The organism is Micromonospora palythoicola, from assembly GCF_036689795.1.
Lineage (GTDB): Bacteria > Actinomycetota > Actinomycetes > Mycobacteriales > Micromonosporaceae > Micromonospora > Micromonospora palythoicola.
In genome coordinates this window covers 79,164-92,176 of sequence record NZ_JBAGKI010000020.1, presented here as the reverse complement: position 1 = coordinate 92,176, position 13,013 = coordinate 79,164, and the positions used below count along the sequence as shown (strand labels likewise).

General features: G+C 69.8%; 11 protein-coding genes. 5 read left to right on the top strand and 6 right to left on the bottom strand.

The genetic code is table 11. From position 1 onward, the window contains the following. The first annotated feature begins 253 nt into the window (after positions 1-253). The 4 genes from rpsF (at position 254) to rplI (ending at position 1,894) form a co-directional block, all read left to right on the top strand. Positions 254-544 (top strand): 30S ribosomal protein S6, encoded by a 291-nt coding sequence (gene rpsF, locus V5O40_RS12110; protein ID WP_093409369.1) that lies wholly within the window; start codon positions 254-256, stop codon positions 542-544. A 99-nt stretch (positions 545-643) separates the two neighbouring features. Then, complete coding sequence (locus V5O40_RS12105) at positions 644-1,153, top strand: single-stranded DNA-binding protein (protein WP_164448791.1); 510 nt, start codon at positions 644-646, stop codon at positions 1,151-1,153. A 41-nt stretch (positions 1,154-1,194) separates the two neighbouring features. Then, on the top strand, positions 1,195-1,434 hold the full coding sequence (rpsR, locus tag V5O40_RS12100) for a 30S ribosomal protein S18 (protein WP_007073789.1): 240 nt from the start codon (positions 1,195-1,197) through the stop codon (positions 1,432-1,434). Between the two features lie 13 nt (positions 1,435-1,447). After that, positions 1,448-1,894 (top strand): 50S ribosomal protein L9, encoded by a 447-nt coding sequence (rplI, locus tag V5O40_RS12095; protein WP_332905516.1) that lies wholly within the window; start codon positions 1,448-1,450, stop codon positions 1,892-1,894. Between the two features lie 78 nt (positions 1,895-1,972). Here the strand turns inward: rplI and V5O40_RS12090 are convergent, their stop codons facing one another. Continuing rightward, positions 1,973-3,628 (bottom strand): hypothetical protein, encoded by a 1,656-nt coding sequence (locus tag V5O40_RS12090; RefSeq protein ID WP_332905515.1) that lies wholly within the window; start codon positions 3,626-3,628, stop codon positions 1,973-1,975. Positions 3,629-4,003: 375 nt separating this feature from the next. Here V5O40_RS12090 and dnaB point away from each other — a divergent pair, with 375 nt between their 5' ends. Further along, positions 4,004-6,955: a replicative DNA helicase gene (gene dnaB, locus V5O40_RS12085; RefSeq protein ID WP_332905514.1), complete on the top strand. Its 2,952-nt coding sequence runs from the start codon at positions 4,004-4,006 to the stop codon at positions 6,953-6,955. A gap of 25 nt (positions 6,956-6,980) precedes the next feature. Here the strand turns inward: dnaB and V5O40_RS12080 are convergent, their stop codons facing one another. The 5 genes from V5O40_RS12080 to V5O40_RS12060 form a co-directional block, all read right to left on the bottom strand. Then, positions 6,981-7,655: a maleylpyruvate isomerase N-terminal domain-containing protein gene (locus V5O40_RS12080; protein WP_332905513.1), complete on the bottom strand. Its 675-nt coding sequence runs from the start codon at positions 7,653-7,655 to the stop codon at positions 6,981-6,983. A gap of 145 nt (positions 7,656-7,800) precedes the next feature. Next, positions 7,801-8,190 carry a TFIIB-type zinc ribbon-containing protein gene (locus tag V5O40_RS12075; RefSeq protein ID WP_332905524.1) on the bottom strand — a complete coding sequence of 130 codons (390 nt, stop codon included), beginning with the start codon at positions 8,188-8,190 and terminating at the stop codon, positions 7,801-7,803. A 19-nt stretch (positions 8,191-8,209) separates the two neighbouring features. Beyond that, a complete protein-coding gene (locus V5O40_RS12070) occupies positions 8,210-8,842 on the bottom strand; it encodes a phosphoribosyltransferase (RefSeq protein ID WP_332905512.1) in 633 nt (210 codons plus the stop codon). Continuing rightward, positions 8,839-10,164 carry a glycosyltransferase 87 family protein gene (locus V5O40_RS12065; RefSeq protein ID WP_332905511.1) on the bottom strand — a complete coding sequence of 442 codons (1,326 nt, stop codon included), beginning with the start codon at positions 10,162-10,164 and terminating at the stop codon, positions 8,839-8,841. Before V5O40_RS12065 ends, V5O40_RS12070 begins: the two co-directional genes overlap by 4 nt. A gap of 13 nt (positions 10,165-10,177) precedes the next feature. Continuing rightward, positions 10,178-12,682, bottom strand: a complete 2,505-nt coding sequence (locus tag V5O40_RS12060) for a putative bifunctional diguanylate cyclase/phosphodiesterase (protein WP_332905510.1) — start codon at positions 12,680-12,682, stop codon at positions 10,178-10,180. Positions 12,683-13,013: the final 331 nt, after the last annotated feature.

Here is a 13,013-nt window from a genome sequence, read left to right as displayed (position 1 = left end):
CCCCCCCCACACACTTCGGCGCCCCCCGCCCCCCCGGCCCGGGGGGCGGGGGGCTCGCGGCCCCCCCTGGGGGCCCCCCCCACCCCCGGTTCGCGTGCCCCGCCACCTCGGGGATGGTGATCGTCGGGGCCGGGTATCCTGGTCCGGTTGTCCGTCCCCGGTCGGGTTCCCCCGGTGCCGGAACGGGCCACGACGCACGACCTCCTGCCACGGAAGGACCGTGGCCGCATAGCCCACAGGAGGTGAGCACGTCTTGCGTCATTACGAGATCATGGTGATCCTCGACCCCAGCCTCGAGGAGCGCACCGTCGCCCCGTCGCTCGACACGTACCTGAATGTGATCAGGACCGCGGGTGGCTCGGTGGAGAAGACCGATGTGTGGGGCCGCCGGCGCCTCGCGTACGAGATCAACAAGAAGGCCGAGGGCATCTACGCCGTCATCGACCTCCAGGCGACGCCGGAGGCGGTGGCCGAGCTGGACCGCCAGCTGCGGCTCAACGAGTCCGTGCTGCGTACCAAGGTCCTCCGGCCGGAGATGCGCTAGCAAACCCACCCCGGCCCCACCCGGATCAGCCTCACCGTCACTGTCGGAGGGTTCTGAGAACCTGTACGGCGGAACGGATGAGCGCGCGAGGAGTTGGTCATGGCAGGAGACACCACCATCACGGTCATCGGCAACCTGACCGATGACCCCGAGTTGCGGTTCACCCCCTCCGGTGCCGCGGTCGCCAAGTTCCGGGTCGCCTCGACGCCCCGGTTCATGGACAAGGCCTCCGGTGAGTGGAAGGACGGCGAGCCGCTGTTCCTCTCGTGCACCGTCTGGCGGCAGGCCGCGGAGCACGTGGCGGAGTCGCTACAGCGCGGCGCCCGCGTCATCGTCTCGGGCCGGCTGCGTCAGCGGTCCTACGAGACCCGCGAGGGTGAAAAGCGCACCGTCATCGAGCTGGAGGTCGACGAGATCGGCCCGTCACTGCGCTACGCCACGGCGAAGGTGCAGAAGATGTCCCGGTCCGGCGGCGGTGGCGGCGGCTTCGGTAGTGGTGGCGGTGGTGGCCAGGGCGGCGGAGGCAACTTCGACGATCCCTGGGCTTCGGCCGCACCGGCCCCCGCACGTTCGGGTGGCGGCAACTTCGACGAGGAGCCTCCGTTCTAATGGCGCCGAGCGCCCGTGATCGTAAACCAGGAGCAAGAGCAATGGCGAAGGCTGCGGCACTGCGCAAGCCGAAGAAGAAGGTGAACCCGCTCGACAAGGACGGGATCACCTACATCGACTACAAGGACACCGCGCTGCTGCGCAAGTTCATCTCCGACCGCGGCAAGATCCGCGCTCGGCGGGTGACCGGCGTCACCTCGCAGCAGCAGCGGCAGATCGCGCGTGCGGTCAAGAACGCCCGTGAGATGGCGCTCCTGCCGTACACCGCGACGGCCCGCTGAGAGAGGCACCGACATGAAGATCATCCTGACGCAGGAGGTGTCCGGGCTCGGTGCCCCGGGCGACATCGTGGAGGTCAAGAACGGCTACGGCCGTAACTACCTGCTTCCGCAGGGCTTCGCGATCGCCTGGACCAAGGGCGCGGAGAAGCAGGTCACCCTCATCAAGCGGGCCCGTTCGGCCCGCGAGATCCGCGACCTGGATCACGCCAACGAGGTGAAGGCGCAGCTCGAGGCCCTCAAGGTGACCCTGAAGGCCCGTGCCGGCGAAGGTGGTCGGCTCTTCGGCTCGGTCACCCCGGCCGAGATCGTCGACGCCGTCAAGGCTGCCGGTGGCCCGTCCCTCGACCGGCGGCGGCTGGAGGTTTCCGGTCACATCAAGTCGATCGGATCGCACCCCGTGCGGATCAAGCTGCACCCCGAGGTGACCGCCACGTTCAACCTCAACGTCGTGCAGGGCTGACACCGGCACCGGCGAATGACCCGGGGCCCGCACCGTCCACCGGTGCGGGCCCCGCGTCGTCTTCCACGGAGTAACAGGTCAACCGATGGGCTGGCCGGTCACCGCGCTGATCATCACCGTCGAGAGGCCGCCACCCACCACGGCGGCGGCGAGCGCCACAGTGGTCGGACGCCAGGTCGTACCCACCCGACGCAGCAGCGTCGCGATCGCCAGACTGCTGACCAGGGCCAGGCCGAACCGCGGCAGGCCGCCCACCATCGCCCCGAACGCCCGCGCCCGGGGTGACTCACACCCACCGCCGCTGATGTCGGTCACACAGCCCACGGGTGGCGCCCCGTCCAGGGTCAGCAGCCAGACGAAGACCACGACCGCCGGTAGGACGTAACAGGCCGCGGTGTAGAGCAGCGGCAGCCAGGGACCACCCGGATCGGGATCGAGCAGGTCGTCTTCCAGCCGGCGGTTCCAACTGGCGCTGCCCACCGACTCGATGCGGCGCCGTACCGCCGCCATGCCGACCGGCCCAGGCTGCGGCACCGCAGCGGGACGCCGCCGGGGCACCGAGCGGGGACGCGGAGCCGTGTAGCCCACCACCGGCGACCGGGGTGCCGACGCGGGCGCGTCCACCCACCGCGGATCATCACCGGCGAGTCGGGTGCCCGGCCAGAAGGTGTCCTGCGGTGGCTCCGGCTCCGGCCGAGTGCTCCACGACCACTGCTGGACACCCGGTGCGCCATCCGACCGGGGGTGCTCCGTACGATCCCAGCGGTCCGGCTCGGAATACTCCTCCCACCGGTTCCGGTCTCGCTGCCGTTCCCGTCGATCGAGTTCGGGGTCGCGGTCCCACTGGCCCGTGCTGTCCGGCTCCAGCCACTGCTCCGACGCCGACGACTGAAGCCACTGGCTGGTGCTGTCGGCGTCCCAGGGGTCGACCGGGGCGGAATCGGCACGACGGTCAAGACCGGCGGGCTGCTGCCAGGCGTGCAGACCGGAGGCGTCCCACGGATCCACCGCGGGTGGTCGTACCTCGGGTTCCACGGCCCGATCCCACGGCTCCGCCGCCCGCTCCCAAGGATCCGCGGCCGAACCGGGTGCCGGCTCCGCCGCCCGCCGCCGACGTCGCGGCGTCGGGGCCGCGGCCGGCTCCGAGTCGGACGTCTGCTCGGCCTCGTCCTCCAGCCCGGACCAGGTCACCTGGCGCCGTCGGGACTGTGCGCGGCGGGGCCGGCTCTGCGGCGTCACACCGGAGACCGGATCGTCCTCCTCGGCGCGGCGGCTGCCGACGTACCCCTCCTCCTGTGGACGGTCGAAGGTCCACTCGCGGGTGTGGTCGGACTGCGGTGCCACCGCCGGCGACGAGGCGATGGCGCGGGGTTGGGAATCGCGCCAGTCAGCCTCCTGGGACCGCCGGCTGCGCTCGCTCCGGTAGACACCTGACGATCGGCGACCGCCGTCGCCGTAGCGCGGCCGGTCGTCGTCATCGTCGTCCGGTGCGGCATGCCGACCACCACCGTCGACGCTGCTGACGCCCGACTCCAGCGCCCAGCGCGGCAGATAAGGCTCGGCCGGCTCCTCCTGGCCACGCTCGATCGCTCGCCGACGGCTCGGGGTGCGGTAACGCTCGACCGCCGAGTCGTAACGTCCGGCCCGTGACTCCTCGACGGGCTCGGCCCACGAAGCGGTCGGTCGCCGCTCGCGCGGGCCGTCCTCCCCGCGTGCCCAGTCCCGGTAACTCACGGCCGGAGCGTGACCCTTCTCAACCGAACGTGCAATCCGCTGTCCAGGTGTAGCCGTAGGCCACCGATCTTACGGGAGGTTCAGGACAAAGCCCTACCCGGAAATTCCCTCCACAGGCTGGGGAAAAAGTTTGCGCAGGTCAGAGGGCTTTCGCCAAGAATTCCCCATCCGTTATTCACACCCTGTGCACACGCTGCGCACATGCTTGTCCACCTGAGTCCACAGGTTGTCCCGAGGCTCATCCACCGCCACGGTTGAGCGGCTGACCTCGAACTCCGTATGGTGGCCACGACCTGCTGATCCGATGGCCCCCGATCGAAGCGGCCGGTCGACGTTGTCGCACCCGGGCGGTAAGCCTGGAACCGATCCGACGCAGTGGAGGGGGGCCCGGTGTCGGTCACCGACGACAGGCGGACGGAGTCGTTTCCGGCCGGCGGGCAGCAGCCCGGCAACGGGCCACACGACGGTCAGTTCGACAAGACGCCGCCGCAGGATGTGGCCGCGGAGCAGTGCGTCCTCGGCGGCATGCTGCTCTCCAAGGACGCCATCGCCGACGTCGTCGAGATCCTCAAGACCAACGACTTCTACCGGCCGGTGCACGCCACCATCTTCGACACCATCCTGGAGATCTACGGCAGGGGCGAGCCAGCCGACGCCATCACCGTCGCGGCGGCACTCGCCGACTCCGGCGATCTGGCTCGGGTGGGTGGCGCTCCATACCTGCACACGTTGATCGCGAGCGTGCCGACCGCCGCGAACGCCGCCTACTACGCCCGGATCGTCAGCGAACGCGCGGTGCTCCGACGTCTGGTCGAGGCCGGCACCCGGATCGTCCAACTCGGCTACGGCACCGCGAGCGGCGGCAGCCGGGACGTGGACGACATCGTCGACCTGGCTCAGCAGGCCGTGTACGACGTCACGGAACGTCGGGTCAGCGAGGACTTCGCGATCCTGGCCGACATGCTGCAACCAACGCTCGACGAGATCGAGGCGGTGGGCGCCCAGGGCGGCGTGATGACCGGCGTGCCGACCGGCTTCACCGACCTCGACCGCCTGCTCAACGGGCTGCACGCCGGCCAGTTGATCATTGTGGCGGGGCGACCTGGCCTTGGAAAGGCGCTCGCGCTCGACACACCCCTACCGACTCCGGCCGGCTGGACGACGATGGGCGAGGTGCAGGTAGGCGATCAGCTTATCGGTGCGGACGGCCGTCCTACCACCGTCACGCACGCCTACGAGGTGCGCCACGACCGCCCCTGCTACGAGGTCGAGTTTTCCGACGGTTCAGTCATCGTCGCCGATGCAGAGCACCTGTGGACGACGACCACCCGGGCCGCACGCCGCCAGCAGAATGAGCGCCGGCCGCGCTACCAGTGGGATGCCTCGGCACGCGCCAAGGCGGCAGCCGTATACCGGGCTGTCACCGCCATCCCCGACCGGCTTGTCACCCACCGGGAAGCCGTGGAGATCGCCGGATCCCGGTTCCGGAACGTCCTGCACGTGGTGGCGGCAAAGGTGGGCATCGCCGGCACTGTCGAACGTCAGTACTCGCGAAACGGCAAGCCCTGGCGTCGGACGGTCGACGCCTACAGCGCCCATGCCCTGTTCGACGCCCACCTGAGCCGGGTGAGTCGGGTCATGAACAGCAATACGACTGTGACACACCCTCGGGCCGTCACTACCGAACACATCGCCGCGACCCTGCGGCATCCGGCTGACGGGCGCGCAAACCACGCGGTGACCAATGCTCAACCGCTGTCCCTTCCCGCCCGCGAGGACCTGCCGATCCCCCCGTACACGCTTGGTGTGTGGCTGGGCGACGGGCACTCGGCAGGTGCCCGGTTCACGTCGGCGGATCCAGAGATCGCAGAGTACGTCGAAGCCGATGGCTTCATCGTCGCCCCGGGAAGCGGTACCTACTCCTACGGCATCAAGCTGCCACCGCGGGCACCACTCGACGACCGTCGCTGCATCGTCTGCAACGTCATCTTCACTCCCCGCGCGTCTGCGGTAAGAACCTGCGGAAGGACGTGTGGCGCCAGGTCGAGGGGCATGGTCGGGACCGCCGACCGCGGAGGCTGCGAGACCTGCGGTACGACAATGAAGTCGAGCTGGAACGGCGCCCGCCACTGCGCGTCGTGTCGCCGGTTGCGTGGCTCGTTCACCGGGCTGCTTCGAGCCGCCGGTGTCCTGAACGACAAGCACATTCCGCAGCCTTACCTCCGAGCGTCAGAGGAGCAGCGACGGGAGCTGCTGGCGGGACTGCTCGACACCGACGGTACTGCTGCGGCAGCCGGACACGTCCAGTACACCACCACCTCGGAGCGGATAGCCAAGGATGTGTACGAGCTCGTCGTCAGCCTGGGCTACCGATGCTCGATCAACCGCAAGCGAGTCAACGGCCGTACCCCCGAAAGCTCGACGGCTTTCACATTGAGCTTCTCGACGACGGACGAGGTATTCCGGTTGACCAGGAAGCGGGAGTCGCATGCTACGCGCCGACACGCGGTCGGCCGGGCGGGTACCCGATCCCGCTACATCGTGGATGTGCGACCGGTGCCGAGTGTCCCCGTGCGGTGCGTCACGGTCGACAACGAGGATCACCTTTACTTGGCCGGTCGATCAATGATTCCCACGCACAACAGCACCGCGAGCATGGACTTCGCGCGTAACGCTGCGATCCGTGCCAACCAGGCATCGGCGATCTTCTCGCTGGAAATGAGCAAGGTCGAGATCGTCATGCGGCTGCTCTCGGCCGAGGCCCGAGTGCCACTGCACGTGCTGCGAAGCGGGCAACTCTCCGACGACGACTGGACCAAGCTCGCCCGATGCATGGGTGAGATCAGCGAGGCGCCGCTGTTCGTCGACGACACGCCCAGCATGAACCTGATGGAGATCCGGGCGAAGGCCCGTCGGCTCAAGCAGCGGCATGACCTCAAGTTGATTGTGGTCGACTATCTCCAGCTGATGACCTCGCCGAAGCGTACCGAGAGCCGGCAGCAGGAGGTCGCGGACCTGTCGCGTGGCCTGAAGCTGCTGGCCAAGGAGGTCGAGTGTCCGGTCATCGCGGTCAGCCAGCTGAACCGTGGCCCGGAGCAACGTACCGATAAGCGCCCACAATTGTCTGATTTGCGCGAGTCTGGCTCAATTGAGCAGGATGCCGACGTTGTCATACTTCTGCATCGTGACGACTACTACGACAAGGAGTCGCCGCGGGCCGGGGAGGCGGACTTCATCGTCGCCAAGCATCGGAATGGTCCGACCGACACGGTGACCGTCGCCGCTCAGCTGCACCTGTCACGCTTCGTGGACATGGCGATCGTCTGACCTGGCCCAACCGAGTCCGACGGGCTCAGCCGAGCACCGGGAAGCGGGCCGCGTATTCGCCGACAGCGCGCCGGTCCGATTCGCCGAGCGGCAGCCGCCCGGTGGCCTTGAGCAGGTAGTCGTGGTCGTTCCAGCCGTCCGGTCGGGTAACGGCGCCGCCGAGCAGGGCGTCCACGGTGGCCACCGCGACCCGGGTCGCGGCCGGCCCGGGCGCGGGCGCGTCCGGTAGATCCAGGACCAGGTCGAGGTGGTGGACCACGGCTTCGGTGGTGAAGGTGTCCAGCAGGTCGGCTACCCGCAACACGTGCCCTTGAGTGGTGACGAAACCGGCCGGATCCGCCTTACCTGCGGCGCGCGCGGCGGCCGGTGCCGTGTCGGCCCAGAGTCGAACCACTCCAGACGGGCTCTCGAATGCGGCCGCAGAGCGACGGGCCCACCAGGCGTGCCGGGCGTTTCCGGCACCGCCGGGGAAGGCCTGCCAGTAGCTGACGGAGTCGACTGTCGCAGGTGGGGCGGCAGGGCTGGCCAACGCGACGAGCGCCCGCTGCGCGTCGCAGAGCACGTGGAAGAGCAGGTCTGCGACCAGCCACCCCCGACAGCGGGTCGGTCGCTGAAGATCGCTGTCGTCCAGGTCTGCCACCACGGTGCTGATGCCGTCGTACGCGTTGGCCAATGCGATGTGCGAAGCTCGCGACCCCATGCCGGCAGCGTCCCACAACCGGTGTCGTCCCGCGCTTCGAGACCCCCGGCGCCGAGGACGCGATCAACCGAGGACGCGACCGGTGGTGCGGGATGGAGGACCGGGCCGGTCAGGCGGCCCGGTCACCCAGGGTCGTGCTGCTCAGTCAGCCGAACATCTCGTCGAGGAAGCTCTTGCGCTTCTTCCGGCGGTAGTGCCCGTGGTAGCCGTAGTGCTGCTGAGCGTGGCCGTAGGCAGGTGCCGGGGCCGGGTAGCCGTGCGACGGGGGCGGGGGCGGCGGCACGGCACCGTAGCCCGGCTGGTGTGGCGCGGGCGGCGGAGGCGGAGGCTGGTAGCCGCCGCCCGGACGGGGCGCTTGCTGGGCCGGGGCAGGAGTCTGCTGCGCGCTCCAGTTGGCCTCCGCCTCGAACAGCTTCTCCAGCTCACCGCGGTCGAGGAAGATCCCCCGGCACTCGCCGCACTGGTCGATGACGACGCCGCTGCGCTCGTACTGACGCATTTCTCCGTGACACTTGGGACAGGTCAGGCTCATTATTCGACGGTACCTGGTCCACTCACGCGGAGGCGGTCAGCGCCTCCGTCACCTCGTCGTCGGAAACCTCGTGGAAGTCGTCGTAGTACGCCCCGACGGCGGTGAAGGCTTCCGGACGCTGAGCACAGATCACCTGGTCGGCCTCGCCAGCGAGCGTCTCGTACGCGTCCTGGGCACCGACCGGTACGGCGACCAGCACCCGACGGGCGCCGAGCTGACGGGCCACCGCCACGGCGGCCCGGGCGGTCGCCCCGGTGGCCAGCCCGTCGTCGACGATGACGGCGGTTCGGCCGGTCAGCTCCAGTGGCCCCCGGCCAGCTCGGTAGAGCTGTTCGCGCCGGTCCAGTTCCGCCTGCTCCCGGCGCTGCACGTCGGCCATGTCGGCGGAGCTGAGCTGCCCGGCCACCACGTCGTTGAGCACGCGTACGCCGGCCGGACCGAGCGCGCCGAAGGCGACCTCGGGGGCCCACGGCATACCGAGCTTGCGGACCACCAGCACGTCCAGCGGCGCGCCGAGGCGTTCGGCGACGACCCGGGCCACCGGCACGCCCCCGCGTACCAGGCCCAGCACGACGACGTCCGGTTCGCCGATCAGGGCGGTGAGCCGGTCGGCGAGCACCCGGCCCGCCTCGGTGCGGTCGCGGTAGGTGGTCATGCCTTCAGGTCTACGCCCTGCGAGTCGTCTTCGCTCGCCGGTTGCCGGATCCCGGGAACGTCAAGTGCCGGTGCCCAGAGGAGGAACGCCACCGGATAGAGCAGATAGCCGAACCGGGTGCTCGGCATCAGCAGGATCGCCACGAGCAACCCGTACCCGCAGACGAGCGCCGCCGTGCGTGCGGTGCGGGGCGGACGGCGGGCGAGCCGGACGGCGATCGCCACCGCCGCGACGACCAGCAGGCCCGCTGCCACGGCCCGACCCGCCGGCAGCGCCTCGGCGATCAGGTGACCGGGGAACGGTGACTGTGCCGGGCTGGACACCAGGCCGTGCCCGAGGGGAAACCGCAGCACGTTCTCCACCAGGGCGTCCCGGTCCACCAGCAGGGTGGGCAGCAGCGCGGCGGCGGGTACGCCGAGGGCGCCGGCGGCGACCCGCAGGCCGGCCCGCCGGGAGACACCCCAGATGACCAGGACCGCGGCGACCGGCCAGGCGAAGAGTTTCAGCGCACCGGCGAGCCCGACGACGACGCCGGCCCAACCAGGCCGGGCGGTGGCGGCGAACGCGAGGGCCAGCAGGCAGAGCGCGAGTACGGGTAGATCGTCGCCGCCGGTGGCGAGGGTCAGTGCGCAGATCGGCAGGACGGTCGCGGCCTGTACCCCGCGCAGCACGGCCGCGTCGTGCCCGACCGTCGTGGCCGTCCCCTCGGGTCGGCGCAGGACGCGGACGGCGAGCAGCAGGGCGAGGGCGGTGCCGACCGCGAACCAGACCCGGGCGTCGCTCCACCACGCGTCGCTGGCCGCGCGCGGCAGCCCGAACAGGGCCATGCCCGGTTGGTACGGCGTGTAGCCGAGCAGTTGTTCGCCGGGCGGCAGCGCGGCGATGGCGTCCGGCCCCAGGTAGGGGGTGCCGGTCTCCACCAGTCGCCGCCCGGACTCCTCGACGACGAGCACCTCCTCCTGGGCCCGGTCGGTGCGTCCCGCCGCGCGCTGCACGCTCTGCACGACGAGGGGGAGCAGGGCGACGGTGGTCCAGGTCAGGACGGTGACCAGCCAGCGCGCGCGCAGCCCGGTCAACGCCGAGCCGGGCCGGTACCGCCGCAGCAGGAGTTGACCGAGCGCCATGATCGCCGCGGCGAGGTAGCCGAGCGCGGCCACGCCGCCCCACGCGCGATGCGGCAGGAGGGTGGAGGTGGCCGCGGTGACCGCGGCGAAGCCGGCGGAGACCGCGTAGAGGCCGAGGTCGAGAGCGAGTCCTCCGGCGGCGGTGTCGATCCGGTGCCACCACCCGGTACGGCGGCGGGTCGGGGTGGTGGTGCTCACCCGGGCAAGTCTGTCAGGCCGGCTGGTGACGACCCCGGCCACCCTGTCGGCGTCCCTGCGGTAGCCGGACCACCGCGCCAACATCGTGCAGGGCGACCGCCAGGCAGCCGGCCCGGCCGCCGGTGCCGCGCTGGAGTGCGGCGAGCAGCGTTCCGGCCGGCAGCGGGCGCGCGAAGAGGTGACCCTGGCCGGCGGCACAGCCCAGTTCCCAGAGGGTGCGTCGCTGCGCCTCCCGCTCCACACCCTCGGCGACCACGGCGAGGTCGAGGCTGCGACCGAGATCGAGGGTGGAGCGAATGATCGCGGCGGCCTCGGTGGAGGATTCCATGCCGGTGACGAAGCTCCGGTCGATCTTCAGTTGGTGCACCGGGATCCGGGAGAGCAGCGAGAGCGAGGAGTAGCCGGTACCGAAGTCGTCCAGGGCGAGCCGGACGCCGGCAGCACGTAGCCGGGTGAGGACCCGGTCGACGACGTCGAGCTGACTGAGGGTGAGGGTCTCGGTCAGTTCCAGGATCAGCCGGTCGGGTGGCAGGTCATGGGCGCGCAGCCGAGCCAGCACCGAGTCGGGGAACCGGGTGTCGAGCAGGCTGCGGGGGGAGACGTTCACCGCCACCGGTACGTCGAAGCCGGCGTCGCGCCAGGTGCCGGCGGCGACCAGGGCCTGGTCGAGGATGGCCTCGGCGAAGGCCGGTAGCAGACCCGAACGTTCGACCGTCTCCAGGAAGCGCAGCGGGTCGATCATCCCGTGGGTGGGGTGACGCCATCGGGCCAGCGCTTCGGCGGCGATGACCTCACCGGTGCCGAGGTCGACGATCGGCTGGAACTTGACGGTGAACTCGTGGTCGGCCACGGCCCGGGTCAGGTCTCCGCCGAGCCTGAGACGACCCAGGTCGGCGGTGTCCCGGGCGGACGCGTAGCTGGCCAGCCGCTGCCCGGCCCGCTTGGCCTGGTACATCGCGACGTCCGCACGCCGGAGCAGCTCGACCATGCCGCCGGTGGCGGGGGCCGCGGCGATGCCGCCGCTGGCCTCCACGTTGATCCGCATGCCGTCGATGTCGAAGGGTTCGTGCAGCGCCGCCAGCAGCGTCTCGGCCCGGTGGGCGGCGACTGCGGGCGCGGGCAGGGCGCGCAGGAGTACGGCGAACTCGTCGCCACCGAGCCGGGCGACCAGGTCGTCGGCGTGGGCGGCGGCGCGCAGCCGTTCGGCGACAGCGGCCAGCATCTGGTCACCTGCGGTGTGACCGAGGGTGTCGTTGACCTCCTTGAAGTGGTTCAGGTCGATCAGCACGAGGGCGGTGACCCCGTCGGCGTGCCGTTGATTCAGGTGGTCGTTGCCCGCGTCGAGCAGGTGACGCCGGTTCGGCAGGCCGGTCAGCGCGTCGTGCGTCGCGTCGTGCGCGTGCGCCTGGGCCACCCGGGCGAGTTCCGCGTACGCCTGAGCGTTGCGGATGGCGGTGCACAGCGCCGAGGCGAAGGTGTAGAGGGTGTACTGCTCCCGCTCGGAGAGCTTCACCGGTCCGCGGAAGCGCAGCCGCAGCATGCCCACGTCGACCGTCTTGTCGTGCCCTTCCAGACGGGCAGGGACCACCGCGCCCTGGACGGTGGTGGGCTCGGCTGCCGACCCGTCGTAGGTGACGCCGTCGGCGCCGCCGCGTACCACCCGGTCGGTGTCGCGCAGCTCGACCTCCACCTCGTCGGCGGAGAAGAGTTCGGCCGCCCGGGTGACCGCGGTGGTGAGGACCTCGTCCAGCTCGACCACATTGAGCGCGTCGGTGGTCTGGGCGAGCCGCTGCCAGGCCTTCTGCTCCGTCCGGCTGCGGACCCGCGTCGAGACGAGTAGATGGAGGCTGAGGACCAGCGGTGGCACCGCGAGTAGCCATAGGAAGTTGATCCTGACGATCAGGATGGCGCCGATGATGATGACCGGGCGGGTCAGCGCCGCAGTCAGGCGGACGTCCCAGTTCTCGTGAACCAACTTCCACAACGAGGTGCCGGTTGCCATGGCGATGACCGGCATCGTGATGATCTCGTCGAGCAGCACCACGGTGAGGTAGGCGGCAGCCAGTGCGACGACGGTTTCAGTGACGTTAGGGCTGCTCGGGGACCATGCGAACAGCTGTAGAACCATTCCGGCGGCGGTGGCGATGAGCATGTTCTTGGCGACGCCGAAGACTCGCTTGATCGGTGCGAGCCGTGCCAGGGTCGTGGCGATCGCGACGCCCAAGCCGGTGGCCAGGATGACCACGGGGATCGGTGCCACGGCGAAGGCGATCAGCATCGCTGTGTCGGTCCAGGCGATGTAGTGGTTGGTTGCCCTTATCCTGACCCGCACCTTGGCGGTGAAGCCGACGGCGACGAGGGAGATCAGTGCCGCCCAGATCATGGTCGCGGTGAGGGTTCCGTAGCTCGGCAGGTGTGCTACCGAGATGGCTCCGGAAAGACCGGCTAGAACGACGACGAGACCGATTAGTGGCAGTAGCCACTGATCGGTCCCGGTCTGTCGCTCCTGCGGAGCCAAGCCACCATCCCCGTTCGTCACCGAGAGGCTGCGCTCCGCAAGCGTACGTCGGTTGCTGCTGATCCAGAAGCTGGAATCAGCCCCATTCGTTCGTCCTCATCCCGACCTCCAGATGCTTGGCATTTGCTTGACTGGCCAAACCCTAGAGGCGCTTATGGTCGTTCCGCGATGATAGATGTCGTATTGCGCAGAAAGGGCCAATATGCCGATGTTGTGTTACTTTCCGTTTGGCCTGCTTTACGCAGGGTCTAAACACGGCGATCAAGTCGCCTAGTTGTCTTACCCGGCAGCTGCTGGGATTTGTGAACAAGTGTGACCAGAGAGATTTGGC